23 protein-coding genes are annotated in these 25,678 nt (G+C 71.0%); 12 read left to right on the top strand and 11 right to left on the bottom strand.

Annotated features, from left to right (window positions below; translation table 11 throughout):
• Positions 1-161: 161 nt before the first annotated feature.
• On the bottom strand, positions 162-1,244 hold the full coding sequence (locus tag FBY22_RS37220) for a sugar phosphate nucleotidyltransferase (RefSeq protein ID WP_142152351.1): 1,083 nt from the start codon (positions 1,242-1,244) through the stop codon (positions 162-164).
• A 154-nt stretch (positions 1,245-1,398) separates the two neighbouring features.
• Positions 1,399-2,853, bottom strand: coding sequence for a peptidoglycan recognition protein (locus FBY22_RS37225; RefSeq protein WP_142152352.1), 1,455 nt, complete (start codon positions 2,851-2,853; stop codon positions 1,399-1,401).
• A gap of 129 nt (positions 2,854-2,982) precedes the next feature.
• Here FBY22_RS37225 and FBY22_RS37230 point away from each other — a divergent pair, with 129 nt between their 5' ends.
• The 5 genes from FBY22_RS37230 (at position 2,983) to FBY22_RS37250 (ending at position 10,692) form a co-directional block, all read left to right on the top strand.
• Positions 2,983-3,750 (top strand): TIGR03089 family protein, encoded by a 768-nt coding sequence (locus tag FBY22_RS37230; RefSeq protein WP_142152353.1) that lies wholly within the window; start codon positions 2,983-2,985, stop codon positions 3,748-3,750.
• 166 nt (positions 3,751-3,916) lie between these two features.
• Positions 3,917-5,206, top strand: a complete 1,290-nt coding sequence (locus FBY22_RS37235) for an LCP family protein (protein WP_142152354.1) — start codon at positions 3,917-3,919, stop codon at positions 5,204-5,206.
• Positions 5,207-5,432: 226 nt separating this feature from the next.
• Complete coding sequence (locus FBY22_RS37240) at positions 5,433-7,157, top strand: LCP family protein (RefSeq protein WP_142152355.1); 1,725 nt, start codon at positions 5,433-5,435, stop codon at positions 7,155-7,157.
• Between the two features lie 76 nt (positions 7,158-7,233).
• Positions 7,234-8,883: an LCP family protein gene (locus tag FBY22_RS37245; RefSeq protein WP_142152356.1), complete on the top strand. Its 1,650-nt coding sequence runs from the start codon at positions 7,234-7,236 to the stop codon at positions 8,881-8,883.
• Positions 8,884-9,138: 255 nt separating this feature from the next.
• Positions 9,139-10,692 carry an LCP family protein gene (locus FBY22_RS37250; RefSeq protein ID WP_142152649.1) on the top strand — a complete coding sequence of 518 codons (1,554 nt, stop codon included), beginning with the start codon at positions 9,139-9,141 and terminating at the stop codon, positions 10,690-10,692.
• Positions 10,693-10,720: 28 nt separating this feature from the next.
• Here FBY22_RS37250 and FBY22_RS37255 read toward each other — a convergent pair whose 3' ends face one another.
• Positions 10,721-11,749, bottom strand: a complete 1,029-nt coding sequence (locus FBY22_RS37255) for a glycosyltransferase family 2 protein (protein ID WP_142152357.1) — start codon at positions 11,747-11,749, stop codon at positions 10,721-10,723.
• 127 nt (positions 11,750-11,876) lie between these two features.
• Here FBY22_RS37255 and FBY22_RS37260 point away from each other — a divergent pair, with 127 nt between their 5' ends.
• Positions 11,877-13,352, top strand: coding sequence for an LCP family protein (locus FBY22_RS37260; protein WP_142152358.1), 1,476 nt, complete (start codon positions 11,877-11,879; stop codon positions 13,350-13,352).
• Positions 13,353-13,370: 18 nt separating this feature from the next.
• On the opposite strand, the gene FBY22_RS37265 is transcribed toward FBY22_RS37260, so the two are convergent.
• Positions 13,371-13,928: an acyl-CoA thioesterase gene (locus FBY22_RS37265; RefSeq protein WP_260845297.1), complete on the bottom strand. Its 558-nt coding sequence runs from the start codon at positions 13,926-13,928 to the stop codon at positions 13,371-13,373.
• A 119-nt stretch (positions 13,929-14,047) separates the two neighbouring features.
• Here FBY22_RS37265 and FBY22_RS37270 point away from each other — a divergent pair, with 119 nt between their 5' ends.
• Together FBY22_RS37270 and FBY22_RS37275 are read left to right on the top strand one after the other, a co-directional pair.
• Entirely contained in the window at positions 14,048-15,355 is a 1,308-nt protein-coding gene (locus FBY22_RS37270) for an LCP family protein (protein ID WP_174267351.1), read from the top strand.
• A complete protein-coding gene (locus FBY22_RS37275; RefSeq protein ID WP_399212500.1) occupies positions 15,348-15,923 on the top strand; it encodes an HAD family hydrolase in 576 nt (191 codons plus the stop codon). Before FBY22_RS37270 ends, FBY22_RS37275 begins: the two co-directional genes overlap by 8 nt.
• Positions 15,924-16,035: 112 nt before the next feature.
• Here the strand turns inward: FBY22_RS37275 and FBY22_RS37280 are convergent, their stop codons facing one another.
• Positions 16,036-16,398 (bottom strand): four-helix bundle copper-binding protein, encoded by a 363-nt coding sequence (locus FBY22_RS37280; RefSeq protein WP_142152360.1) that lies wholly within the window; start codon positions 16,396-16,398, stop codon positions 16,036-16,038.
• A gap of 191 nt (positions 16,399-16,589) precedes the next feature.
• Positions 16,590-17,747, bottom strand: coding sequence for an acyl-CoA dehydrogenase (locus tag FBY22_RS37285; protein ID WP_142152361.1), 1,158 nt, complete (start codon positions 17,745-17,747; stop codon positions 16,590-16,592).
• 179 nt (positions 17,748-17,926) lie between these two features.
• Between FBY22_RS37285 and FBY22_RS37290 the strand changes: the two genes are divergently transcribed.
• Positions 17,927-19,270 (top strand): UDP-glucose/GDP-mannose dehydrogenase family protein, encoded by a 1,344-nt coding sequence (locus tag FBY22_RS37290; protein ID WP_142152362.1) that lies wholly within the window; start codon positions 17,927-17,929, stop codon positions 19,268-19,270.
• Between the two features lie 93 nt (positions 19,271-19,363).
• Here FBY22_RS37290 and FBY22_RS37295 read toward each other — a convergent pair whose 3' ends face one another.
• A complete protein-coding gene (locus FBY22_RS37295; RefSeq protein WP_142152363.1) occupies positions 19,364-19,864 on the bottom strand; it encodes a CGNR zinc finger domain-containing protein in 501 nt (166 codons plus the stop codon).
• A gap of 108 nt (positions 19,865-19,972) precedes the next feature.
• Between FBY22_RS37295 and FBY22_RS37300 the strand changes: the two genes are divergently transcribed.
• Entirely contained in the window at positions 19,973-20,332 is a 360-nt protein-coding gene (locus FBY22_RS37300; protein ID WP_142152364.1) for a VOC family protein, read from the top strand.
• A 13-nt stretch (positions 20,333-20,345) separates the two neighbouring features.
• Positions 20,346-20,735, top strand: a complete 390-nt coding sequence (locus FBY22_RS37305) for a VOC family protein (RefSeq protein WP_142152365.1) — start codon at positions 20,346-20,348, stop codon at positions 20,733-20,735.
• A gap of 75 nt (positions 20,736-20,810) precedes the next feature.
• Here the strand turns inward: FBY22_RS37305 and FBY22_RS37310 are convergent, their stop codons facing one another.
• From FBY22_RS37310 to FBY22_RS37325, 4 genes are all read right to left on the bottom strand, one after another.
• Entirely contained in the window at positions 20,811-21,929 is a 1,119-nt protein-coding gene (locus FBY22_RS37310; RefSeq protein WP_142152366.1) for a dipeptidase, read from the bottom strand.
• Between the two features lie 137 nt (positions 21,930-22,066).
• On the bottom strand, positions 22,067-23,245 hold the full coding sequence (locus FBY22_RS37315; RefSeq protein ID WP_174267353.1) for a dipeptidase: 1,179 nt from the start codon (positions 23,243-23,245) through the stop codon (positions 22,067-22,069).
• Between the two features lie 5 nt (positions 23,246-23,250).
• Positions 23,251-23,775 (bottom strand): 5-(carboxyamino)imidazole ribonucleotide mutase, encoded by a 525-nt coding sequence (gene purE, locus FBY22_RS37320; protein WP_142152368.1) that lies wholly within the window; start codon positions 23,773-23,775, stop codon positions 23,251-23,253.
• Entirely contained in the window at positions 23,772-24,911 is a 1,140-nt protein-coding gene (locus tag FBY22_RS37325) for a 5-(carboxyamino)imidazole ribonucleotide synthase (RefSeq protein ID WP_142152369.1), read from the bottom strand. Before FBY22_RS37325 ends, purE begins: the two co-directional genes overlap by 4 nt.
• Positions 24,912-25,149: 238 nt before the next feature.
• Between FBY22_RS37325 and FBY22_RS37330 the strand changes: the two genes are divergently transcribed.
• Positions 25,150-25,674, top strand: coding sequence for a GtrA family protein (locus FBY22_RS37330; protein ID WP_142152651.1), 525 nt, complete (start codon positions 25,150-25,152; stop codon positions 25,672-25,674).
• Positions 25,675-25,678 lie beyond the last annotated feature (4 nt).

Raw genomic sequence — 25,678 nt, forward strand, 5'->3', positions numbered from 1 at the left:
GAATCGGCGGGCCTGCGCCCAGCCCGGACCGTCGGATCACCTGAATGAGCGGGCCCGCACCCAGCCGCACCCGGACAAGCCGAGTCGCCTGGGCCGGCGCCCAGCCGGACCGCCGGACCGGGCAAGTGATGTGCGCACGCGCCAGCCGTGCCGCGCCGCAGCTACTGGTCCGATGAGAAGCGGAGCGCTCCTGCTGGGATTCGGGCGTCGCACCAGACTCGGACTCCGTCGCGGAGTTCGTTGTCGGGGCCGATGATCGCGCCGTCGCCGATGACCGTGCCGGTGAGGACGGAGCGTTCGCCCACGCGGGCGCGGGTGCCGATGAGGGAGTCGGTGATGACCGCGCCGGGTTCGATGACGGCGCCGGGCAGGATGGTCGAGCCGAAGACGCGGGCGCCCTCGGCGACGAAGGCGCCCTCGCCGACGACCGTGCCGCCGGTCAGCTTGGCGTCGGGGGCGACCCTGGCCGTGGGCAGGACGAGGCGGTCGCCGCAGCGGCCGGGGACGGCGGGCGACGGGGCGCGGCCGAGGACCAGGTCCGCCGAGCCCCGTACGAAGGCGGCCGGGGTGCCCAGGTCCAGCCAGTAGGTGGAGTCGACCATGCCCTGGAGGTGGGCTCCGGCGGACAGCAGACCGGGGAACGTCTCGCGCTCCACCGAGACGGGGCGGCCCGCCGGGATTGTGTCGATCACCGAGCGGCGGAAGACGTACGCCCCGGCGTTGATCTGGTCGGTGACGATCTCCTCGGGGGTCTGCGGCTTCTCCAGGAAGGCGAGGACGCGGCCGGTGTCGTCGGTGGGGACCAGGCCGTAGGCGCGCGGGTCCGTGACCTTCGTCAGGTGCAGGGAGACGTCCGCTCCGGAGGTCTCGTGGGTCCGCACCAGCCGGCGGATGTCCAGCCCGGTCAGGATGTCGCCGTTGAAGATCAGCACCGGGTCGTCCGGGCCGGAGTGGAGGCGGGCGGCGACGTTGCGGATGGCGCCGCCGGTGCCCAGAGGCTCTTCTTCGGTCACGTACTCGATGTGCAGGCCCAGCGAGGAGCCGTCGCCGAAGTACGGTTCGAAGACCTCGGCCAGGTAGGAGGTGGCGAGGACGATGTGCTCCACGCCCGCCGCTCTGGCTCTCGCCAGTTGGTGTGTGAGGAAGGGGACGCCCGCCGCCCGGACCATGGGCTTCGGCGTGTGCACCGTGAGCGGACGCAGCCGCGTTCCCTTGCCGCCGACCAGGAGGATCGCTTCTGTCACCTGTCGTCTCTGCTTCCTGCCGGGACCGGCCGAAATGTCCTTCGGCCGGCCAGTGTATGCAGATCGTCGTGCGACGCCTTCGACGGCTCGGCGGTGTTTCGTGGTTCCGCCCCTCGTCCCCCGACGGCGGTGAATGCGACCCTCTGGCCCCGCCTCACCTGCCCTGGTAGCGGGCGGCGGTCGTGCGGGCGGTGCCGAGCTTGCGGTAGAGCTGCCGGCCCGGGCAGTCCGTGGCGAAACCGTCACGATGCCCGGAGATCACATTCATGAGTACGTTCTTTCCCTTTCGGTAGAGATTGCCACCGCCCGACTTCAGATATGTCTTGCCGCGCGGGTTGGCTCCGTACAGACCGAGCTTCCAGGCGGTGAGCCGGGCGATGGCCTTGAGGGCCGCAGCCGGCGGCTTCGCGGAGCCGAAGGTTCCGAGGACCGCGATCCCCATGCTGTTGGTGTTGAAACCGCGGGTGTGCGCGCCCAGTACGGGCTTGGCCACACCCCCGGCGCGGCCCTCGTAGATGCTTCCGCACTTGTCGACGAGGAAGTTGTAGCCGATGTCCCGCCAGCCCATGCTCTTGACGTGGTAGCGGTAGATACCGCGGATGACCGAGGCAGCCTGTGAACAGCGGTACCCGTTGCCGGAGGCCGTGTGGTGCACGAAGGCCGCCTTGACCTTCTTCGTGTAGACGAACCCGCGCTCGCGCAGGCTCTCGTTGGCGCCCCAGCCGCGGCGCGTGATGATGCGCGGGCGCGGCCCGATGAAGGGGTTGGCCCGCTGGACCTCCGTCAACTCGGCACCCCGCAGGGTGCGTTGTTCGCTTTCCGTCGCGGCCCTGCCCAGCGCCGGGATCTCCGTGGCACCGAGCGGGGCGAGCTCGGCGTTGGCGGCGGAGGCGGTCAGCGACCCGGCGCCGAGGCCGCGGGCGCCGAAGGCGTCTGGGGTGTCGGCCTCGATGCCGCCCCGGGCGGGCGGGGGCACGGCGCGCGGCGCCGCCTGGGAGCCGGGGTCCACCAGTTCGAGGCGGAGTCCGGCGGGGAGCGCGGCGAAGGCGGTCACGGTGCGGGTGCCGCGGGCGGTCTCGTCCGTACGGCGTTCGCCCTCGGCGCGTACGCGGACGTCGACGCCGTCGGAATCGCCCACCCACAGCGGTGCGGTGGAGCCGCGGACGTGTCCGGAGGTGCGCTCGGCGGCGTCCGGGTCGGCGTCGTCGTCGTTGTGCGTCTGCAGGTCCTGCCAGCCGGACCAGGTGCCGGTGCCGGCCACACGGGTGCGGACCTGGACGCGGCCGTGCAGCGTGACGTCCGGGTCGTCCCAGACGACACCGACGAGCGAGAAGTGCCGTACGTGGTCGCGGGACAGGCCCTGTTCGGGGACGGCCGGGCCGATGACGCGGTCGCGGGTGAGGGGGGCGAGGGGAAGGGACTGGGTGCTGCCGGGGACGGAGGAGGTGTCCTGGGCGGCCTGTCGGACCGCCGGCGGCGCGGGTCTGGCTCCGCTGTTCGCTCCGCTCGGCGACGCCGCGACCGCGGGCGGGGCGAGCGGGAGGACGAGGGCGGCCGCGCAGGTGACGCCGATCGAGGAGGCGAGGGAGGAGGCAAGGAATCCACGCATGTCCCTGATGTTGGACATGGTCATATTTGTCTGTCCATTCGGGAGCTGACGGGCCGTCGGCTGCCGTTCCGCCGAACCGGTGGTGCCACCGCGCGCCGCGCGGGGTGGTGCCCGCGTACGCTTGCGCGGGTGAACGCCACCGATCGCACCCCCGCCGACCTGCTGTCTTCCGCGCTCGCCGCCGACCCCGGACGCCCCCTGGTCACCTTCTACGACGACGCCACGGGCGAGCGTGTCGAACTGTCCGTGGCCACCTTCGCCAATTGGGTGGCCAAGACCGCGAATCTCCTCCAGGGCGACCTCGCGGCCTCGCCGGGCGACCGGGTCGCCCTGCTGCTGCCGGCGCACTGGCAGACGGCCGTGTGGTTGCTGGCGTGCGCGTCGGTGGGGGTCGTGGCGGACATGGACGGGAACGCGGGCGCGGCCGACGTGGTGGTGAGCGGGCCCGACACGCTGGAGGCCGCGCGGGCGTGCCGGGGTGAGCGGGTCGCGCTCGCGCTCCGGCCGCTGGGCGGGCGGTTCCCGCGGACCCCGGACGGCTTCGTCGACTATGCCGTCGAGGTGCCGGGGCAGGGCGACCGGTTCGCGCCGTTCGCGCCGGTGGACCCCGCGGAGCCGGCGCTGATCGTGGCCGGGCGGGAGTTCAGCGCGGCCGAGGTCGTGGAGCGGGCCCGGGAGGAGGCGACGGGGCTGGGGCTCACCGGGCCCGGCTGCCGGATCCTGTCGGGGCTGTCGTACGACACCTGGGACGGGCTGAACGCCGGGCTGTACGGGCCGCTCGCCACCGGGGGGTCCGTGGTGCTGTGCCGGAACCTGGACCGGCTGGGCGAGGAGGCTCTGGCCAGGCGGATCGAGAGCGAGCGGGTGAGCGCGGTGCGACGGGCGGACGGCGGCTGACCGTCGAGGGGCGGCCGCGGGCCGTCCGTGGCCGGTGGCGCGGCTCCTCACACCCCTGAGGTGCCGCGCTCACCCGTTCGGATCAGCCGGGCCCGCCTCCCCCATCGCTTCCGGGGCATGGTCGTAACAGCACTACGTCCGTACGGCATGAGGGGTGGGCCGGCCCGTGAGCGACACCGCAGGCACGCTCGGGCCCGGCGCCGGCGCGTCCGCCACCGGCCGGGGGCTCGCCCGGCGGCGCCGGCGGCGGTGGCTGCGCGGCGGCGGACTCGGCCTCGCACTGGCGGTCCTGGCCGCCGCCGGGGCCGGGTGGGCGGTGTACGCGAAGCTGGACGGGAACATCACGGCCGACGACGCGGCCGCCGCCGAGCTGGCGCGGTACGAGAAGGAGCGGCCCACCGCGCTCGTCAAGGACGCGCAGAACATCCTGCTGATCGGGTCGGACTCACGGTCGGGGGACGGCAACTCGCGCTACGGGCGGGACTCCGGGACGGAGCGGTCCGACACGACGATCCTGCTGCATCTTGCGGCGGGGCGGCGGACCGTCACCGCCATGTCCCTCCCGCGCGACCTGATGGTGGACGTGCCCGCCTGTCTGCGACCCGACGGGACCCGCTCCGATCCGGCGTTCACGATGTTCAACTCCGCCTTCGCCACGGGGGGTTCGGCCTGCACCATCCGGACCGTGGAGCAGCTGACGGACATCCGCGTCGACCATCACGTGGTGGTCGACTTCCAGGGCTTCAAGGAGATGGTCGACGCCGTCGACGGGGTGCGGGTGTGCCTGGCGGAGCCGATCGACGACAAGGCCGCGAGGCTGAGGCTGCCGGCCGGGCGGGTGACGCTTGACGGGGAGCAGGCCCTGGGATACGTGCGGGCGCGCAAGTCGCTCGGGGACGGCAGCGACACCGAGCGGATGGACCGTCAGCAGCAGTTCCTCGGCGCGCTGGTCAACAAGGTGCGCGGCAACGACGTACTGCTGAACCCGGTCAAGCTCTATCCCCTGCTGGACGCCGCCACGTCGTCCCTGACGACCGATCCGGCCCTGGCGAGCCTGCGCGGGCTGTACGACCTCGTGCGCGGGCTGCGTGACGTCCCCGCGGAGAATGTGCGGTTCCTCACTGTCCCCCGCGAGCCGTACGCCTACGACTCCAACCGCGACCAACTGGTGGAGCCCGAGGCGCGGAAGCTGTTCGAACGGCTGCGCGCGGACCTGCCGGTCCAGGTTGCCGGAGACGTCCCGGCCAAAGCCCCGCAGGAACTCCCGCAGGAATCTCCCGCAAAAAGCGGCAATTCGACTACCGGGAGCGAGGCACCCCAAGACCCGTACGACTACGGGGAGTACGGAAGCCGCGACGGAAAGTCCGGCGGAAACGAACCCGGGTACCCGTCGAACGGAGTTTCACCCGCGCCCACGTTCCGGGGGAACTCGGCCGCCGAGGACGCCTGTAGGTAAAGCGATCGCCAAATCACCGCACTTATGTCCGAGAAAAAGGACGAATTGCCCCGCCCTTGGGCGTGGAATTTCTCACCGTCGTCACTGGGTGCTGAACAGGGCGGATAGTGTGAGCGGTCCGGTGCATCCCGCCGCGAGGTCCGTCCTGGCGTCGAGCACTGTGAGACCGAGACCGAGCGCCTTGAGGGGGGAAGGCGCCGCGCCCCGACGGAGGATTCGGACAATCGTGGACGCGACAGGCCGTGGGCGGGCGGGCGACATCGATCCCGCAGACCAGTGGGTGCTCAATCCGAACACCGGTGAATACGAACTGCGACTGAGCACTTCCGCTCCGCAGTCGGCAGTGCCCGGTCCGCGCCGGGCGGCCTCGCGTTCCGCGGGGGGTGCCGTGCGCAGTCGTACGGCCGCCCCCGAGCGCGCGCCGGGCCGTGACGTTCCGCCGCCGCGCCGTCGTCGCGGTGTGCCCGAGGAGCCGCCGCCGGGCCGGCGCGGGCGCCGGCCGGTGAAGAAGAACAAGGCGAAGAAGGTCCTGCTGTGGACGGGCGGCACGATGGCGTTCGTGCTGGTCGCCGCCGCCGGGGGCGCCTACCTCTACATCAAGCACCTCAACGACAACATCACGGCCGTCTCCGACGACGGCGCGAGCACCGGTGGCTTCAGCAAGGGCAAGGCGATCAACATCCTGCTGATCGGCACCGACAAGCGCACCGGCAAGGGCAACACGAAGTACGGCGACAAGGACAGCGTCGGGCACGCCGACACCACGATCCTGCTGCACGTCTCCAAGGACCGCTCGAACGCGACGGCGCTGAGCATCCCGCGCGACCTGATCACCGACATCCCGGACTGCCCGACCAAGCTGGACGACGGCAGCGAGAAGGTCATCACCGGCACGGACAACGTCCGCTTCAACACCAGCCTCGGCCAGGACGACCGCACGCCCAGCTGCACCGCGCGCACGGTCACGGAGCTGACCGGGATAACGCCGGACAACTTCATGGTCGCCGACTTCAACGCGGTCAAGACGCTGACCACCGCGGTCGGCGGCGTCGACGTCTGCCTCGGCAAGGACATCAACGACCCCGACTCGCACCTGAACCTGAAGAAGGGCATGCAGCACATACAGGGCGAGACCGCGCTGGCCTTCGTGCGCACCCGGCACGCGGTCGGCTTCGGCGGCGACCTGAGCCGGATCGCCCTGCAGCAGCAGTTCCTCAGCGCGCTGATGCGGAAGCTGAAGTCGAACGACACCCTCACCAACCCGTCGAAGATGCTCAAGATCGCCGAGGCGGGCACCAAGGCGCTGACGGTCGACTCCAACCTCGACAGCATCGGCAAGCTGAAGGACCTCGGCCTGGAGCTGGGCAAGCTCAACCCGAAGAACCTGACGTTCACCACCGTGCCGGTGATCGACAACCCGGCCGAGAAGGTGAAGGCAACGGTCGTGCTGAAGCCGGGCGCGGCGCAGCAGGTCTTCGACGCCATCAAGGACGACGTCTCCTTCACCGCCGTCAAGGCGCAGAAGAAGAAGGAGGCGGCCGCCGTCGCCGCCCGCCTCAAGGGCAGCAAGTCCGCCGCCTCCGAGGTGCGGGTGCGCATCCTCAACGGCGGGGCGGACGCGGGCAGCGCGCAGGCCGAACTCAGCTACCTGCAGAACGACGCGGGCGTGCTGAAGTCCGAGAACGCGGGCAACGCGGACGCCTCCCAGGCGAAGACCAGCCTCGAGTACGCCCCCGACCAGGCCGACCAGGCCCGCCGGCTGGCCGCCATCCTCGGTCTGTCCGGCTCGGCGATGAAGCCGGGCAAGAGCGTGACCAACGACCAGGGGCTGCCGACGATGACGCTGACCCTGGGCAAGGACTTCCCGGGGGCGGGGGAGAAGTTCACCGCGCCGTCCAAGGCGCCGGACGTCGACAAGACGACGGCCGACAAGGTTGAGTGCGCCAAGTGACCTGACGGGCCTGTCGTGCGTCTAACAGGACGCATGGCAGGCCCGTTTGACGGCGCAAGGGTGGGGAGGACGGGGAATGACGCAGAGCAGTGTGCGTGGGGAGGGAACGCGACCGGGGGTTCGGCCGGCTTTCGGCGGCCAGGAGACCGCCGAGGGCGCGGACGGCTCGGGCAGATCGGGGACGGGGGCCACGGGGGCGGGCGGGCACCGCAGGGGCGGGCCGCGGCGGGGACGGCGGGTGCTGCGCTGGTCGGCGGTCACCCTGTCGGTGCTGATACTCGGCACGGCCGGCGCCGGTTACCTGTACTACGAGCACCTCAACGGCAACATCCACAAGGGCGAGCGCAGCAGCGGCGACGCCAAGGCGCTGAAGGCCAAGGCGAACGCGGCCGGGCAGACACCGCTGAACATCCTGCTGATCGGTTCGGACAGCCGCAACTCCGACGAGAACGTCAAGCTGGGCGGCGCCAAGTACGACCGCGGCAGCCCGCCGCTGGGCGATGTGCAGATGCTGATCCACCTCTCCGCGGACCGCAAGAGCGCCGCGATGGTGAGCATCCCGCGGGACACCCGCGTCGACATCCCCAAGTGCACCGACCCCAAGACCGGCAAGGTCTACCCGCCGACCAACCGCATCATCAACGAGTCGCTGGCCCGCGGCGGCGCCGGCTGCACGCTGGCCACCTGGGAGAACCTCACCGGGGTCTACATCGACCACTGGATGACGATCGACTTCTCGGGCGTGGTGCGCATGGCCGACGCCATCGGCGGCGTCGACGTGTGCGTCAAGCAGAACGTGTGGGACCACCCGACGGCCGCGGTGCCCGGCGGTTCCGGACTGAAGCTGACGGAGGGCACCCACAAGGTCCAGGGCAAGCAGGCCCTGCAGTGGCTGCGCACCCGGCACGCCTGGGGCAGCGACCTGATGCGGGCCCGCGCCCAGCACATGTACCTGAACTCGATGATCCGCAAGCTGAAGGGCCAGAACGTCTTCACCGACACCGGCCGGCTGATGGACCTGGCCGAGGCGGCCACCAAGTCGCTGTCGGTGTCCGAGGAGATCGGCACCGTGAAGAAGCTGTACGACCTGGGCACGCAGCTGAAGTCGGTGCCCACCGACCGCATCACCTCGGTGACGATGCCCAACGTCCAGGACCCGCAGAACCCCGACCACGTGGTGCCGAGCGGCGCGAGCGCCGACCGGCTGTGGCAGATGCTCCGCGACGACGTGCCCCTCGACGACAAGGGCAAGGCGTCGGGCTCGAAGAAGCCGTCCGCCAAGTCCGAGGCCACCAAGGCCCCTTCGGCCCCCGACGCCCAGATCGGCGTTCTCGTGCAGAACGCCACCCGCAGCTCCACGCTGGGCCCGGTCAGCGGGCGCGCGGGCGTCATCGCCCAGGAGCTGGTGGCGAAAGGGTTCACCAGGGCGTCCAAGGACGCCTCGGCCGGCCTGGCCGAGGACGCCACCATCGTGCGCTACCCGAGCGCCGACCTGGAGGGCGACGCCCAGCGGGTCGCCAAGTCGCTGGGCATACCCCTGAGTTCGGTGAAGCGGTCCACGGACGTCTCCGGCGTCACCGTCGTCGTCGGCGCCGACTGGCGCACCGGCACGGCGTATCCGAAGCAGTCCGCGCCCAAGGCGGGTCAACTGCCCAGCGGCACCGACGCCATCAACGGCTCGGACAAGAGCCAGTGCATGGACGTGTACGCGCCCTACCGCTGGTAGCGGCCTCGGCTTCCGCGCCGAACCGGTTGAGGCCCCAGGGCAACCTCTCGGGCCCGTCGTATGTCTCCAGGACGTACGGCGGGCCCGTGCCGTGGGGACGGCGGGTGCGCCGACCGGGATTCACATGGTGACCCACAGCTGAAACCAAGCTGTCTGCAGAATGATGAGGCGCGCTCACGTCCGAGGGCCCGGGGCGCAGGGGTGGGAAAGGACAGGGAGTTGCCGCAGAGCAGCGTTCCCGCGGTCGAGGACACGATGTCCCTCGCGCCGCGGGGCACAGACGTACGTCCCGGAGGTCGCCACGACGGTGGTGGCCGCGGGCGCCGCAGACGCCGGATACTGCGCTGGTCGGCGACGGTCCTGGCGGTGGTGATAGTCGGCACGGCGGGCGCCGGCTACCTCTACTACCAGCACCTCAACGACAATCTCCGCAAGGACGACCTCAACATCGGGGACGAGAAGGACCGCGCGGCCGCGCCGAAGGCCAACTCCGCGGGACAGACCCCGCTGAACATCCTGCTGATCGGCTCCGACGCCCGCGACTCCAAGGAGAACCAGAAGCTCGGCGGCGCGAAGGACACGTACAACACCGCCCCGCGCGCGGACGTCCAGATGCTGCTGCATGTCTCCGCCGACCGCAGTGACATGTCGGTCGTGAGCATGCCCCGCGACACCCTGGTCGACATCCCCGAGTGCACCGACCCGGACACCGACAAGACGTACGCCGCGTCCACCTCGACGATGACCAACGCGTCCCTGGAACGCGGCGGCCCCGGCTGCACGGTGGCCACCTGGGAGAAGCTCACCGACATCCACATCGACCACTTCGTCATGGTCGACTTCGCGGGCGTGGTCTCCATGGCGGACGCCGTGGGCGGCGTCCCGGTCTGCGTGGACGCCGACATCTACTCGCACACCTCCTCCGGCCACGGCTCGGGCCTGAAGCTGAAGAAGGGCACCACGTCCGTCCAGGGCAGGCAGGCCCTGCAGTGGCTGCGCACCCGCTACGGCTTCGAGGACGGCAGCGACATCGCGCGCACCAAGGCCCAGCACATGTACATGAACTCGATGGTCCGCCAACTGCGCGCCAACGCCACGCTCAGCAACCCGGGCAAGCTGCGCGCGCTCGCCGAGACCGCCACCGAGGCGCTGACAGTGGACGACGGCCTCGGCAGCGTCGCCAAGCTCTACGACCTGAGCAAGGAGCTGAAGAAGGTCCCCACCGAGCGCATCACCATGACGACGATGCCCTGGGTGTACTCCTCCGACGGCAACCGGGTTCTGCCCAAGCCCACCGACGCGGCGAAGCTGTTCCGGCTGGTGCGCGAGGACATCGCGCTGGACGGCAAGGACAAGAAGAAGACCCCGACGGCCACGCCCACCGCGGAGCCCGCCGACACCGACGACAAGATCGCCGTACAGGTGCAGAACGGCACGCGCACCAGCACCCTCGCCCCGGTGAGCGGGCGGGCGGGCGCGGTCGCCGGGCTGCTCGTCGGCAAGGGCTTCGAGGAGGCCGTGGCGGACTCCTCCACGCTGACCGGCCGGGACGAGACGGTGATCCGCTACCCGAGCGCCGACCTGGAGGGCGACGCCCAGCGGGTCGCCAAGGCGCTCGGCATCCCGGCCGACCAGGTGAAGAAGTCCACGGACGTCGACGGCGTCACCCTGGTCGTCGGCGCCGACTGGCGCTCCGGCAGCAAATACACCCCGGCGGAGGACGACGACACGACCCCGGAGTCGGCGAGCGCCCTCAACGGCGCGGACACCAAGGCCTGTATGCACGTCGACCCGGACTACACCTGGTAGTCCGGGTCGCGGCAGGGCTCGCGGGGGTTCAGTCGGCGGTGAGCACCGCGGGCCGCCGTGACGCGATGACCTTCCTGGCCAGCGACTTCGGGCTGGTCAGGAAGCCCCAGCCCCAGCACATGTGCATGGTGGCGAGGGCCACCGGGATCTGCAGCCGGGCCTTCAGCGGCAGCCCCTTGCCCGCCGGAATCGACCCGAGGACGATCGCCGCGAGGTAGCCGCCGGGGACGACGAAGCCCCAGGGCGTCACCAGGGCGCCCACCAGGACGCCCGCCGCGATCGCGAGGACCGCTGTCGGCGGGGCCAGGTAGCGCAGGTTGATGGAGCCCTCGTGGTAGCGGGCGACGACGTGCCGCCAGCGGCCGTAGTCCTTGTACTGCTTGGCCAGCGCCTTCACGCTCGGCCGCGGTCGGTACGACACCCGCAGCTCCGGCGAGAACCAGATCAGCCCGCCGGCCTCCCGGATGCGGAAGTTCAGCTCCCAGTCCTGGGCCCGGATGAACTCCTCGTTGTATCCGCCCTGCCGCTCCAGCGCCTCGCGCCGGAAGACCCCGAGGTAGACCGTCTCGGCCTGCTGCGCCTCGCCGCCCGTGTGGAAGGCGGCGTTGCCGACGCCGATCTTCGAGGTCATCGCGGCGGCGACGGCGTGCTCCCAGTCGTTCTCGCCCTCGGCGTGCATGATGCCGCCGACGTTCTGCGCGCCGGTCTCCTGCAGCAGCCGTACGGCGGTGGCGATGTAGTTCGGCGAGAGCATGCCGTGGCCGTCGACACGGACCACGATCGGGTGCCGGGAGGCCTTGATCGCCGCGTTGAGGGCGGCGGGGGTGCGGCCGGTGGGATTGGGGACGGTGTGGACGCGCGGGTCCTCCCGTACGAGCTCGGCGGCGATCTCGTCCGTGCGGTCCGTGGACGGACCGAGGGCGATGACGACCTCCATCTCGCCGGCGTACTCCTGCGCGAGGATCGCTTGGACGGCTCCGCGCAGATGCCGTTCCTCGTCGAGGACGGGCATGATCACAGATACGGCGGGGAGCTGCACGTCGGAATTGGCGTTCATCGGTGCTCACGTTACCGCGAACGGGGGACAGCTCCGCGCCCCGCCGGGGCGGCGGACCGGGCCGCAGATCGTATCGGCCTACGGTGCTCACGATCCCACGTACGGCCGTAGCCCGGAGGTGTCCCCCATGCCCACGCAGCCCCGGTCCGCCGCCCCCGCCCGCCCGCAGCGCCGCACCCGGCCGCATCGCACCCCGCAGCAGCGCGGCGGCGGCGCACCGCGGCCCCCGGTGCGCCGCAAGAAGCCGCGCTGGGCCATGCGGGCAGTGACGACCCTCTCCGTCGTCGTCCTCGCCTCGGCCGGGATCGGGCACGCGGTGGTCACCAGCCTCGACGCGGACATCGCCCGCGTGGACCCCTTCAAGGACATGAAGAACCGCCCGCGGGCCGGAAACGGCATGAACGTCCTGCTGGTCGGCACGGACGGCCGCGACCGGATCACCACGCAGGAGAGGCAGCAGTACCACCTGGGCGGCGCGCCCTGCCACTGCACCGACACGATGATGATCGTGCACATCTCGGAGGACCGGGAGCGGGCGAGCGTGGTCAGCCTGCCGCGCGACTCCTACGCGCAGGTGCCGAACGCCCACGGCAGGGGGACCCACCCGATCAAGCTCAACGCGGCGTACGCGGAGGGCGGCCCCAACCTCACCGTGCGGACCGTCGAGAACATGACCCACGTGAAGATCGACCACTACCTGGAGGTCGACTTCACCAGCTTCATGAGGACGGTCGACGTCCTGGGCGGGGTCAAGGTCTGCACCACCGCACCCCTCAAGGACACCTACACCGGCCTCGACCTGCCCGCCGGCACCCACACCCTGAGGGGCGGCCAGGCCCTGCAGTACGTCCGCGCCCGGCACGTCGACGGCGCCTCCGACCTGGGCCGCATGAAGCGTCAGCAGCGTTTCCTGGCCGCCCTCGTCGAACGGGCCACGTCCTCCGGGATCCTGCTGAACCCCATGAAGTTCCGGGACGTGACCCGGGCCGTGCTGGGCTCCGTACGGGCGGACAAGGGCTTCGGCACCGACGAACTCCTCGACCTCGGCCGCGCGATGCGCGACTTCTCCCCCTCCTCCTCGGAGTTCACCACGGTCCCCATCGGGCAGATGGGATACGCCGTCAAGGGCATCGGCTCGACCTTGAAGTGGGACACCGCCAAGGCCGACGCCCTGTTCGCCGACCTCCGTGACGACAAGCCCCTGACCGTGCACCGCGCCGGCGGCCCCAAGGTGGTCCGCGTGGAGATCGCGCCCCGGCAGATCCGGGTACAGGTCGAGAACGGCACCGCCACCGGAGGCCTCGGGCGGCGCGTGGACGCCGCCCTGGCCGGCGCCGGCTTCAGCACGACCCACGTGCCGGCGAACGCGGCCGACCGCAAGGTCGCCCGCACGGTCGTCGCCTACGACCCCCGGTGGGACCGCTCCGCCAGGTCACTGGCGGCCGCGCTGCCCGGCAGCGAACTGCGGGCCGTCAAGGGACTGGGACCGACGCTGAAGGTGATCGCCGGGGCCGACTTCAAGGGCGTGCGGAAGGTACGGGCGGAGGACGCGACCCAGGGCCGCTTCGAGACCGTGACCGGGGACCAGGTGGTGTGCTCGTAGCCGGGCCCGGCCCGCGGATCAGTCGTCCAGGCCCTCCGCCGCCCGCTTCTCCCGCAGCTCCATGATCGCCCGGCGGCGGGCGAGCCGGTGGGTGCGGCGGATCTGGGCCTCCTGGTAGCGGCGTCTGTCCTTCTCCGTCTCCGGGAGGACCTGCGGCACCCGGCGGGGCTTGCCGTCGGAGTCGACGGCGGCGAAGACGAGGTAGGCGGAACCGACCTGGGTGGGCGGGGTGGACTCGTTCCAGCGCTCGGCGAGGACGCGGACGCCGACCTCCATGGAGGTCCGGCCGGTCCAGTTGACCTGCGCCTTGACGTGCACCAGGTCGCCGACGCGGACCGGCTCCAGGAACGCCATCTCGTCCATGGACGCGGTCACCGCGGGCCCGCCGCTGTGCCGGCCGGCCACGGCACCCGCCGCGTCGTCGACGAGCTTCATGATCACACCGCCGTGCACCGTGCCCAGCAGGTTGGTGTCGTTGTGGGTCATGATGTGGCTGAGCGTGGTCCGGGACGCCGAGGTGGGCTTGCCCGGGATACCCGCGGTGTCCGATTCCGTGGCCGTGGCCTGGTCTGTCATGGCGTCCACCTTATGCCGACGTGACATTCGCGGACTTTGTGTTGGGTTCGCAACAGCAGTGCCCTGATTTTTCGACGACCCTTGTAAAGGGCATGCCCACTGCCTGCACACTGGGGCCCATGAACGAGTGGCCTCAGGGTTGGTCCGACGACAACCGCGACAACCGCGACAACCGGTACGGACGCGGCAGCGCCAGCGCACAGCCCGAGGGCGCGCGGGTGATGCGGCAGGTCCGGCGACCGGCCCCGGGCGCGTACGGGGGCTCCGGCCCGTCCGCGCCGCCGTACGGCGGCGGGGTGCCCCAGCAGCCGTCGTACGTGAACGGCCAGGGCCACGGCGGCTACGCCGACGATCCGGCGGCCGGCGACTACGACGGCTACAACACCGGGCAGGTGTACGGCGGGGGCGGCCACGGCGGTCCCGGCGGACCGGGTGAGGGCCGGCCGCGGCCGAACTGGCGGCGCCGTATCAAGTGGACGGCGATCACCGTCGTGACCGTGCTCGTGGTGACGTCCGTCGCCACGTACTTCTGGGCCGACTCCAAGCTGCACCGGGACGTCGACCTGTCCAAGGTCATCGACAGACCGGCGACGGGCGACGGCACGAACTACCTGATCGTCGGCTCCGACAGCCGCGCCGGGATGTCCGCCGAGGACAAGAAGAAGCTCCACACCGGCTCGGCCGAGGGCAAGCGCACGGACTCGATGATGATCCTGCACGTCGGCTCCAACGGCGACACGCTGATCTCCCTGCCGCGCGACTCGAACGTGGCGATCCCCTCGTACAAGGGATCGACCTCCGGCAAGACCTACCCGAACACGGGCCGGCAGACCAAGCTGAACGCCGCCTACGCGGAGGACGGGCCGACGCTGCTGGTCCGCACCATCGAGTACAACATGGGCCTGCACATCGACCACTACGTGGAGATCGGCTTCGCCGGCTTCGCGAAGATCGTGGACGCGGTGGGCGGCGTGACGATCGACATCGACAAGGGCTTCAAGGACAAGTACTCGGGCGCCGACTTCAAGGCGGGCAAGCAGACACTCAACGGCGAGCAGGCCCTCGCCTTCGTCCGCACACGGCACGCCTTCGCCGCCTCCGACCTGCAGCGCACCAAGAACCAGCAGAAGTTCCTGTCGGCCCTGGCCCACCAGGTGGCGACCCCGTCGACGGTCCTCAACCCCTTCAAGTTCTATCCGACGATGGGCGCGGGCCTGGACTCCCTCACCGTCGACAAGGACATGAGCCTGTGGGACCTGGCGTCCATGTTCTGGGCGATGAAGGGTGTCAGCGGCGGTGACGGCACGTCGATGAACATGCCGATCTCCGGCTCCACCGGCGGCAACCTGGTCTGGGACAAGGCGAAGGTGAAGACGCTGGTGAACGAGTTGAACAACGACCAGAAGGTCACGGTGTCGGGTGACTGACGGCAGCAACGGCAGACCGCCCCTCGGGGCGGTTCTGTGCGATGTGGACAATGTGGTCCGCTCCTTCGACTCCTCGCGCCTGCAGGCCCTGGAGCGGGCCGCGGGGATCGCCGAGGGGTCCACCAAGAAGGTGGCGTTCGCGCCGGAGACGGTCGCGCCGCTGGTGCTGGGCGAGATCACCTCGCAGGAGTGGGCGGAGTCGATCGCGGCGGGCCTCGCCGGACTGGTGCCCGACTCCGATCCGCAGACGGCGTACGAACTGGCCCTGGCGCTGCTGGAGTCGCCCTTCCACGCCGACGACGAGGTGGTGGCCCTGCTGCGCCGCGCCCGTATCCGGGTGCCGGTCGTCCTCGTCTCCAACGCGGCCCTGGAGCTGGAGGCCGACCTCGACTCCCTCGGCCTGGGCGACCTCGCCGACCACGTCGTCAACAGCGCCCGGGTGGGCCTGGCCAAGCCGGACCCCCGCATCTACCGCCTGGCTGCGGACCTGGCGGGCGTCCACCCGAGCGCTGCCTGTTCGTCGACGACAGCGAGGAGAACGTCGGCGCGGCGGCCGCCCTGGGCATGAACGCGGTGCACTACCGCGACCCGGCGGACCTGGAGCGGGCGCTGGAGCCCCTGTTCGCCTGACGCGGCGGGGGCACCCGTGGCGGGTGCCCCCTGTCACGCTCCGGTGAGGGTCACATCGTGGCGCCCGCCATGGTCCGGCACATCTGCGCGCAGCGGCGACACGCCTCGGCGCAGCGCATCATCTGGGGATCGTCCGGCATGGACATACACGCCTCGGCGCACATGTCGCAGGCCTTGGCGCACATCGCGCACATCTCGGCCGACATGGGCGAGCGGCGCATCATCATGTCCGCGCACATGCGGGTCATCTCGGAGCAGTCGATGAGCGCGCGCATGATCTGCATCTGGGCCTGACCGCCCATCTGCATGCAGGAGCTCATGGTCTCCTCGCACATGCTGTGGCACGACATGCACGCCTCGACGCAGTCCTGCATCTCCTTGGACATGGCGGCCGCGGGTCCGGTCTGGGTCATGGCTCCTCCTGGGAGGGAGAGGGGCCCGGGGCGGGCCCCGTGTGGTACCCGTCCTACGCCCGCCGGGCGCGACGCGCCATCGGGCGGACACGAACAATCCGCTACGAATCGCCCCACGGGGATGACAGAAGCCCCCGGATTCCCTCCGGGGGCTTCGTGCCGCTACGCCGATCGGCGCGAGCCGCCGGGCGTCACGGCAGGTTGCGCGCCATGACGATGCGCTGGACCTGGTTGGTGCCCTCGTAGATCTGGGTGATCTTGGCGTCGCGCATCATGCGCTCGACCGGGTAGTCGCGGGTGTAGCCGTAGCCGCCGAGGAGCTGTACCGCGTCCGTGGTGACCTCCATGGCGACGTCCGAGGCGAAGCACTTGGCCGCCGCGCCCTGGAAGGTCAGGTCGGCATCGCCGCGCTCGGAGGCGGCCGCTGCCTGGTAGGTCAGGGCGCGGGCCGCGGCGATCTTCATGGCCATGTCGGCGAGCATGAACTGGATGCCCTGGAAGTCGGCGATCGGCTTGCCGAACTGCTTGCGCTCCTGGACGTAGCCCTTGGCGTAGTCGAGGGCGCCCTGGGCGACACCGAGGGCCTGGGCGGCGATGGTGATGCGGGTGTGGTCGAGGGTCTTCATCGCCGTGGCGAAGCCGGTGCCCTCCTCGCCGATCATGCGGTCGGCGGGGATGCGGACGTTGTCGAAGTAGACCTCGCGGGTCGGGGAGCCCTTGATGCCGAGCTTCTTCTCCGGGGCGCCGAAGGAGACGCCCTCGTCGGAGCGCTCGACGACGAAGGCGGAGATGCCCTTGGAGCGCTTGGCGGGGTCGGTGACCGCCATGACCGTGTAGTACTCGGAGACGCCAGCGTTGGTGATCCAGCGCTTGACGCCGTTGAGCACCCAGTGGTCGCCGTCGCGGACGGCCTTGGTCTTCATGCCGGCCGCGTCCGAGCCCGCCTCCGGCTCGGAGAGGCAGTACGAGAACATCGCGTCGCCCTTGGCGAGCGGGCCCAGGTATTTCTTCTTCAGCTCCTCGGAGCCGGAGAGGATGACCGGCAGGGAGCCGAGCTTGTTCACGGCCGGGATGAGGGAGGAGGAGACGCAGACACGGGCGACCTCCTCGATCACGATGACCGTGGCGAGGGCGTCGGCGCCGGCGCCGCCGTACTCCTCGGGCACGTGGACGGCGGCCAGCTCGTTGGCGACGAGCGCATCGAGGGCCTCCTGCGGGAAGCGGGCCTCCTCGTCCACCGCCGCGGCGTACGGTGCGATCTTCGCCTCGGCCAGGGAGCGGACGGCGTCACGGAGCATGTCGTGCTCCTCGGACGGGCGGTACAGGTCGAAGTCAGCCGATCCGGCCAAGGTCTCTCACGCTCCAAAACGCTGCGATTGCCGACGCTAATTACCGTTAAGTAACTCAAATTTTAGAGGGCGGCTCACCGGACTGATACGTGAGCTTGGCGACAGCGGGAAAACTGCCCGGCGATCAGCCCGACTATGCTCGGCTCCGCATCGCCCACGTCCCCACTCTGGAGCATCCCATGGCCCTCAGGATCACCGTGATCGGCACCGGCTATCTCGGCGCGACGCATGCCGCCGCCATGGCGGAGCTGGGTTTCGAGGTGCTGGGGCTGGACGTGGTGCCGGAGAAGATCGCGAAGCTGGAGCGGGGCGAGGCGCCCATGTTCGAGCCCGGCCTCGAAGAACTGCTGCGCAAGCACGTCGCCGGGATCGAGGGCTCCACCGGGCGACTGCGCTTCACCATGGACTGGGCCGAGGTCGGCGCCTTCGGCGACGTGCACTTCCTGTGCATCAACACCCCGCAGAAGCACGGCGAGTACGCCTGCGACATGTCGTACGTGGAGTCCGCGTTCGCCTCTCTCGCCCCGCATCTGGCCGGTCCCGCGCTGGTCGTCGGCAAGTCGACCGTGCCGGTGGGGTCCGCCGACCGGCTGGCCCGCTACCTCGCCGAGCACGCCCCCGCCGGACAGGACGCCGAGCTGGCCTGGAACCCCGAGTTCCTGCGCGAGGGCTTCGCCGTCGAGGACACCCTGCGTCCGGACCGGATCGTGGCCGGCGTGCGCAGCGATCGGGCCGAGAAGCTGCTGCGCGAGGTGTACGCGACGCCCATCGCCGAGGGGACGCCGTTCGTCGTGACGGACTTCCCGACGGCCGAGCTGGTGAAGACCTCCGCGAACTCCTTCCTGGCCACCAAGATCTCCTTCATCAACGCGATGGCCGAGATGTGCGAGGCCTCCGGCGGCGACGTGGCCAAGCTGGCCGAGGCCATCGGGTACGACGACCGGATCGGCAAGAAGTTCCTGCGGGCGGGGATCGGGTTCGGCGGCGGCTGTCTGCCCAAGGACATCCGGGCGTTCATGGCGCGCGCCGGTGAGCTGGGCGCCGACCAGGCGCTGACGTTCCTGCGGGAGATCGACTCCATCAACATGCGCCAGCGCGGGCAGATGGTGGAGCTGGCCCGGCAGGCGCTGGGCGGCGGCCCGTTCCTGGGCAAGCGGGTCGCGGTGCTCGGCGCGACGTTCAAGCCGGACTCGGACGACGTACGCGACTCCCCCGCGCTGAACGTGGCGGGGCAGATCCACCTCCAGGGCGGCCAGGTGACCGTCTACGACCCGAAGGGCATGGACAACGCCCGCAAGGTCTTCCCCACCCTCGGTTACGCGGATTCTGCGACCGAGGCGGTGCGGGGCGCGGACGTCGTCCTGCACCTGACGGAGTGGCGGGAGTTCCGCGAGCTGGACCCGGCGGCGCTGGGCGAGGTGGCGACGGCCCGGGTGATCCTGGACGGGCGCAACGCCCTCGATCCGGCGCTGTGGCGCAAGGCGGGGTGGACGTACCGGGCGATGGGCCGGCCCACCGCGTAACCGCGCGGACGACGCCGGTTCGGCCGAGGCTCAGTCGGCCGAACCGGCGTCTTGTTGCATTCTGCCCCACCGGTGCGGGTGGTGGCCGGGGAACTACCTGGCCCGGTAGCGGCGCATCTTGGCGCGGGCCCCGCAGACCTGCATCGAGCACCAGCGGCCGCGTCCGGCGGGGCTGCGGTCGTAGTACGCCCAGTGGCAGGTGTCGGCCTCGCAGGCCTTCAGGCGCAGCCAGGTGCCCGCGATGAGGGATTCGGCCACGGCGGCGGCGACACGGGAGAGCAGCGGGCGTCCGTCGGCGGGGGTGAGGGCGGCGGAGCCGTCGGTGGCGTCGACGGTGACCCGCAGCGGGGCGGCCGCCAGCAGCTCGTCCAGGGGGACGACGCGGGTGTGCGGCGGGTGGCCGGCGTGGGCGAGCAGTGCCGCGCGCAGGGACTCGCGCAGCTCGCGGGCGGCCGGCACCTGGTCCTGGGTGAGTCCGAAGCGCGCCCGGCCGTCCTCGGTGTCGAGGGCGTCGGCTCCCGACGCGATGTCCAGCGTGTTGACCAGGGACTCGACCAGTGCGAGGCCCCCGGGCGCGGCCGATCTCTCCGTCATGACTGCACGCTACCTCCGGGAATTCCTCTTGCGACGTTACCGCCAATGGGGGAGCATGCGGTAACGGTTACTCCTTGACCGCATCTACAGGTAACACAGGAGGAAGTCATGGCCATCGCCAAGCTGGGCGCCGTCGTCCTGGACTGTCCCGACCCGAGCGCGCTCGCCGGTTTCTACGCCGAGGTGCTGGGCGGCACGGTCGAGGGGGAGGGCGACTGGGTGGACCTCACGACCCCCGACGGCCGGGCACTGGCCTTCCAGGCCTCCCCCGGCTTCGTCGCCCCCGAGTGGCCCTCGCCGGACCGCTCGCAGCAGTTCCATCTCGACCTGACCGTCGAGGACCTGGACACGGCCGAGGCCGGCGTCCTGGCGCTCGGCGCGAAGCCGCTGGACGCGGACGACCGTTCGCGCACCTTCCGTGTGTACGCCGACCCGGCAGGGCACCCGTTCTGCCTCTGTGCCTGCTGATCAGGAGGACACCATGGCCGTGGCCCGTTTCCGTTCCGTCGTGGTCGACTGCCCCGACCCGCACGCGCTGGCCGACTTCTACGCACAGGTCGTCGGCGGCACCCCGCGGGCCGAGGACGACGACTGGGTCGTCCTGCGCGTCCCGGACGGGCCGCGGCTCGCCTTCCAGCGGGCGGAGGGTTTCACTCCGCCCGAGTGGCCGCGCGCGGACCGCAACTCGCAGCAGTTCCACCTCGACTTCGACGCCGGTTCGACGTGGGAGGAGATGGACGCGGCGCACGAGCGGGTGCTGGCGCTGGGGGCGACGCCGCTGGACCTGGAGGACCGCAAGGAGAAGGACTTCCAGGTGTACGCCGACCCGGCGGGGCATCCCTTCTGCCTGTGCCGGATCGACGAGCCTTAGGCCCTGTCGGCGCCTCCGGGCAGGCGGGAATTTGACGCCAGGGCCTAAGACCCGACCTTCGCAGGACCCCCTCCGTCACCCGTCCAGGTCGGCGATCTTCGCCGTCGACGGCTCGCGGCGCTGCTGGGCGGCGCGGGCCGTGAAGTCGGCGTTGCGCAGCACGCGCTGGACGTTGCCCCAGGTCAGCAGCGCCACGTCGGGTTCGGCCCAGCCGCGGTGCAGGAGCTCGGCGATCAGCAGCGGGTAGCAGGAGGCGTCGGCGAGGTCCTGGGGGTGGGCGGTGCCGGCGTCGTAGGTGCCGGACAGGCCGACGCACTCGGGCCCGGCGATCTCGCGGACGTGATCGAGGTGGTCGGCGACGTCCCGGATCGACGGACCGGCCTGCTCCGCCGTCAGCGGCACCATGCACAGGCCCCTGGCGCCGCCGAGCTCGGCCAGCAGGTCGTCGGGGAGGTTGGCCGGGTGGGGGCGCAGGGCGCGGGCCGCGGAGCGGGTGAACAGCACCGGCGCCTTGGAGACGGCGAAGGCGCGGCGGATGGTGTCGGCGGAGGCGCCGGAGAGGTCGGCGAGCACGCCGAGCCGGTTCATCTCCCGCACGACCTCCTCGCCGAACCGCGTCAGCCCGGCCTCGCTGGCCCAGGACGCGCCCGTCAGGGTGAGGACGCGCAGCCCGAGGGAGCGCAGGGAGCGCAGGATGCCGAGGGAGTCGCCGAGGGCGGCGGCGCCCGCGGGGCCGAGCAGGACGGCGACGCGGCCGCAGTTGCGGGCGTCGGTGACCTGTCCGGCCGCGCCGGCCAGCCGCAGGCCCTCGGGGTGGGCGTGGACGACCGTCTTCACCAGGTCCAGCTGCTCCATGGTGGCTCCGACGGCCCGGTCGCCGGCCAGCCCCTCCGGCAGGTGCAGCGACCAGAACAGCGCGCCGACGTGGCCTTCCCGCAGCCGCGGCACGTCGGTGTCCACGGCGCTCTCGCCGAGCTCCAGGTCGTACCAGGGCAGATGCCTGAGCGCCCAGGGCAGACCGCTGTAGCCGTCCGCGACGGGATGCGCGGCGAGGATGGCGTGGGCCCGCTCCAGCGGAGCGCCGTCCGGGTCGGAGACGGGGGTGTACGGCTCCGCGGTCTCGAAGGGGTCCGGCAGGCCGTCGAGCTCGCCGACCTCGGTCGTCGTGTCCAGTTCGTCCTGGAGATCTGCCATGGCGGGCTCCGTACGTCATGATCGTCCCGAAGGATCCCGAAGATGTACGGTCACCGTCGCACGGAGCCGGTGGGGCTTCCTGGTGGGTGGGGCGTTCGGGGGTCGGCCGGTCCAGCGACCCCCGCCGCCGCGCCGCTTCAGCCGTCCAGTTCCCCGATCGTGGCGTTCGACGGCCCCCGCGTCCCCTGGAGCTCCCGCGCCGCGTCCTCCGCGGCGCCCAGCACCCGTACCGCGTTCTGCCAGGTCAGCTTGGCCAGGTCGGACCTGGACCAGCCGCGGTCGAGGAGCTCGGCGATCAGGTTCGGGTAGCCGGAGACGTCGTGCAACCCGTCCGGGGTGAAGGCCGTGCCGTCGTAGTCGCCGCCGATGCCGAGGTGGTCGACGCCCGCGACCTCGCGCATGTGGTCCAGGTGGTCGGCGACCGTGGAGACCGTCGCGACCGGGCGCGGGGTGCGTTCCTCGAAGGCCCGGTGGATCTTCATCGCCTCCGGGCTGGTGTCGAGGTGGTGCAGGCCGTGGGCGCGCATGTTCTCGTCGGCCGCGGCCGTCCAGTCGACGGCGGCCTGGAGGACGAACTTCGGCACGAAGGTCACCATGGCCATGCCGCCGTTGCCGGGCAGGCGTTCCAGGACGTCGTCCGGGATGTTGCGCGGATGGTCGCACACGGCCCGCGACGAGGAGTGGGAGAAGATCACCGGCGCGCTCGTGGTGTCGAGCGCGTCCCGCATCGTCGTCGCCGCCACGTGCGAGAGGTCGACGAGCATGCCGAGCCGGTTCATCTCCCGCACGACCTCACGGCCGAAGGCCGACAGCCCGCCGACGTTCGGCTCGTCGGTCGCCGAGTCCGCCCAGTCGTTGTTGTCGTTGTGGGTGAGCGTCATGTAGCGCACGCCCAGCGCGTACAACCCCCTCAGCGTGCCGAGGGAGTTGGCGATGGAGTGGCCGCCCTCGGCGCCCATCAGGGAGGCGATACGGCCCTCCCGCCGGGCCGCCTCCATGTCCGCGGCGGTCAGCGCTGGCGCCAGGTCCGCCGGGTGCCGCGCCAGCAACTGCCGTACGCAGTCGATCTGTTCCAGCGTCGCCGGCACCGCGTCCGGCAGGTCCGAGCGCACGTACACCGACCAGTACTGCGCGCCGACCCCGCCCTCGCGCAGCCGCGGGATGTCGGTGTGCAGATGCGCGTTCTGGTGTACGGCGATGTCGCGGGCGGCGAGGTCGTAGCGGACCTGCTCGCGCAGGGCCCAGGGCAGGTCGTTGTGGCCGTCGACGACCGGGAACTCGGCGAGGAGCTCCCGGGCCTGCTCCAGTGAGCTCACGGGCGTCACTTCCCGAAGCCGAAGCCGCCACCGTTGCCGTCGACCTTGGCGCGCAGGCGCTTGCCCTTCTCGGCGGCCTGGTCGTTCAGGTCCTGCTGGAAGTCGCGCATCTTCTGCAGCAGGTCCTCGTCGTGGGCGGCGAGGATGCGGGCCGCGAGCAGGCCGGCGTTGCGGGCGCCGGCGACGGAGACGGTCGCGACGGGGACACCGGCCGGCATCTGCACGATCGACAGCAGCGAGTCCATGCCGTCGAGGTACTTCAGCGGCACGGGGACGCCGATGACCGGCAGCGGGGTGACGGAGGCGAGCATGCCGGGGAGGTGGGCCGCGCCCCCGGCGCCCGCGATGATCACCTTCAGGCCCCGCTCGGCCGCCTGCTCGCCGTACGTGATCATCTCGCGCGGCATGCGGTGCGCGGAGACGACGTCGACCTCGTATGCGATCTCGAACTCGTCCAGGGCCTTGGCGGCGGCCTCCATGACGGGCCAGTCGCTGTCCGAACCCATGACGATGCCTACAACGGGGCTCATTCGGTGATCGTGCCTCTCAGGTAGCCGGCTGCGTGACGCGCGCGCTCGAGAACGTCGTCCAGGTCGTCGCCGTAGGTGTTGACGTGGCCGACCTTGCGGCCGGGCTTCACGTCCTTGCCGTACATGTGGATCTTCAGCTGGGGGTCGCGGGCCATGCAATGCAGGTACGCGGAGTACATGTCCGGGTAGTCGCCGCCGAGGACGTTGACCATGACCGTCCACTTCGCGCGCGGGCGCGGGTCGCCGAGCGGGAGGTCGAGGACGGCGCGGACGTGGTTGGCGAACTGGGAGGTGATCGCGCCGTCCTGGGTCCAGTGGCCCGAGTTGTGCGGGCGCATCGCCAGTTCGTTGACGAGGACGCGGCCGTCGCGGGTCTGGAACAGCTCCACGGCGAGATGGCCGACGACACCGAGCTCCTTGGCGATGGTCAGGGCCATCTCCTCGGCCCTGAGCGCGAGGGCCTCGTCGAGGTCGGGGGCGGGTGCGATGACCGTGTCGCAGACGCCGGCCACCTGATGGGACTCGACCACCGGGTAGGCGACGGCCTGGCCGTGCGGGGACCGGACGACGTTGGCGGCGAGCTCGCGGACGTAGTCCACCTTCTCCTCGGCCAGCACGGGGACGCCGGCGCGGAAGGGGTCCTCGGCCTCCTCCGCGCTGTCCACGACCCACACGCCCTTGCCGTCGTAACCGCCGCGGACGGTCTTGAGGACGACGGGGAAGCCGTCGCCCTCCGCCGCGAACGCGGCCACGTCGGCCGGGTCGCTGACGATCCTGTGCCGCGGGCACGGGATGCCGAGCGCGTCGAGCCTCGCGCGCATCACCCCCTTGTCCTGGGCGTGCACGAGCGCGTCGGGGCCGGGGCGCACGGGGATGCCGTCCGCCTCCAGGGCCCGCAGGTGCTCGGTGGGCACGTGCTCGTGATCGAAGGTGATCACGTCACAGCCCTGCGCAAAGGCACGCAGCGTGTCCAGGTCGCGGTAGTCGCCGACGACGACGTCGCCGACGACCTGGGCCGCGGAGTCCTGGGGAGTGTCACTGAGGAGCTTGAACCTGATGCCGAGCGGGATGCCTGACTCGTGTGTCATACGAGCGAGCTGGCCTCCGCCGACCATGCCGACTACCGGGAACGTCACGCCCCTAGGGTATCGGCCGCGCCGCGGGGACCGATTTCCGGCCGTTTCCGGAGGCTCTTACCGGGCTCTTCCCGGACTTTTCCCTCGTCTCCCCCGCTCTTGGCGACCTCTTTCCGACCTGTTTCCGACCTGTGAGCTCATGCACGGGCTATCGCCACGGGCGGTGGTTAGCATGGCTGGGTTGGCGAAAACGACGAAATACGACGGCGAGACCTACCGGATGGGAGCCTTAAGGACCATGGAACAGGGTTCCTCCGGGCTGCGAAGGCTCACTCAGGAGATCGCCAAGTTCGGGGCGGTGGGTGCGCTCGGCACCGTCGTGAACTTCGGCGTCTCCAACCTGCTGTGGCATGTGACCAGCCTGCAGGCGGTGCGCGCCAACGTGATCGCGACCGTCGTCGCCATCGGGGTCAACTATCTGGGCTTCCGCTATTTCACCTACCGCGACCGCGACAAGAGCGCCAGGGCCAGGGAACTGACGCTTTTCCTCGCGTTCAGCCTGGTGGGTCTGGTGATCGAGAACGGCGTCCTGTACGCCGCCATCTACGGTTTCGGCTGGGACAGCTCGTTGCAGCGGAACATCTTCAAGGTCGTCGGTATCGGGCTCGGGACGCTGTTCCGGTTCTGGTCGTACCGCACATGGGTGTTCAAGGCGCTGCCGGCCCGGGAGGCCGTCGCGGACGCGGAGGCCTTTCTGGAGGCCGAGGCGCAGGCGGCCTCGGCCCAGCTGGGGCGACGCAAGGCGCGACAGCGGGTCGGCTGACCCC

The sequence above is a fragment of the Streptomyces sp. SLBN-31 genome (assembly GCF_006715395.1).
Classification (GTDB): domain Bacteria; phylum Actinomycetota; class Actinomycetes; order Streptomycetales; family Streptomycetaceae; genus Streptomyces.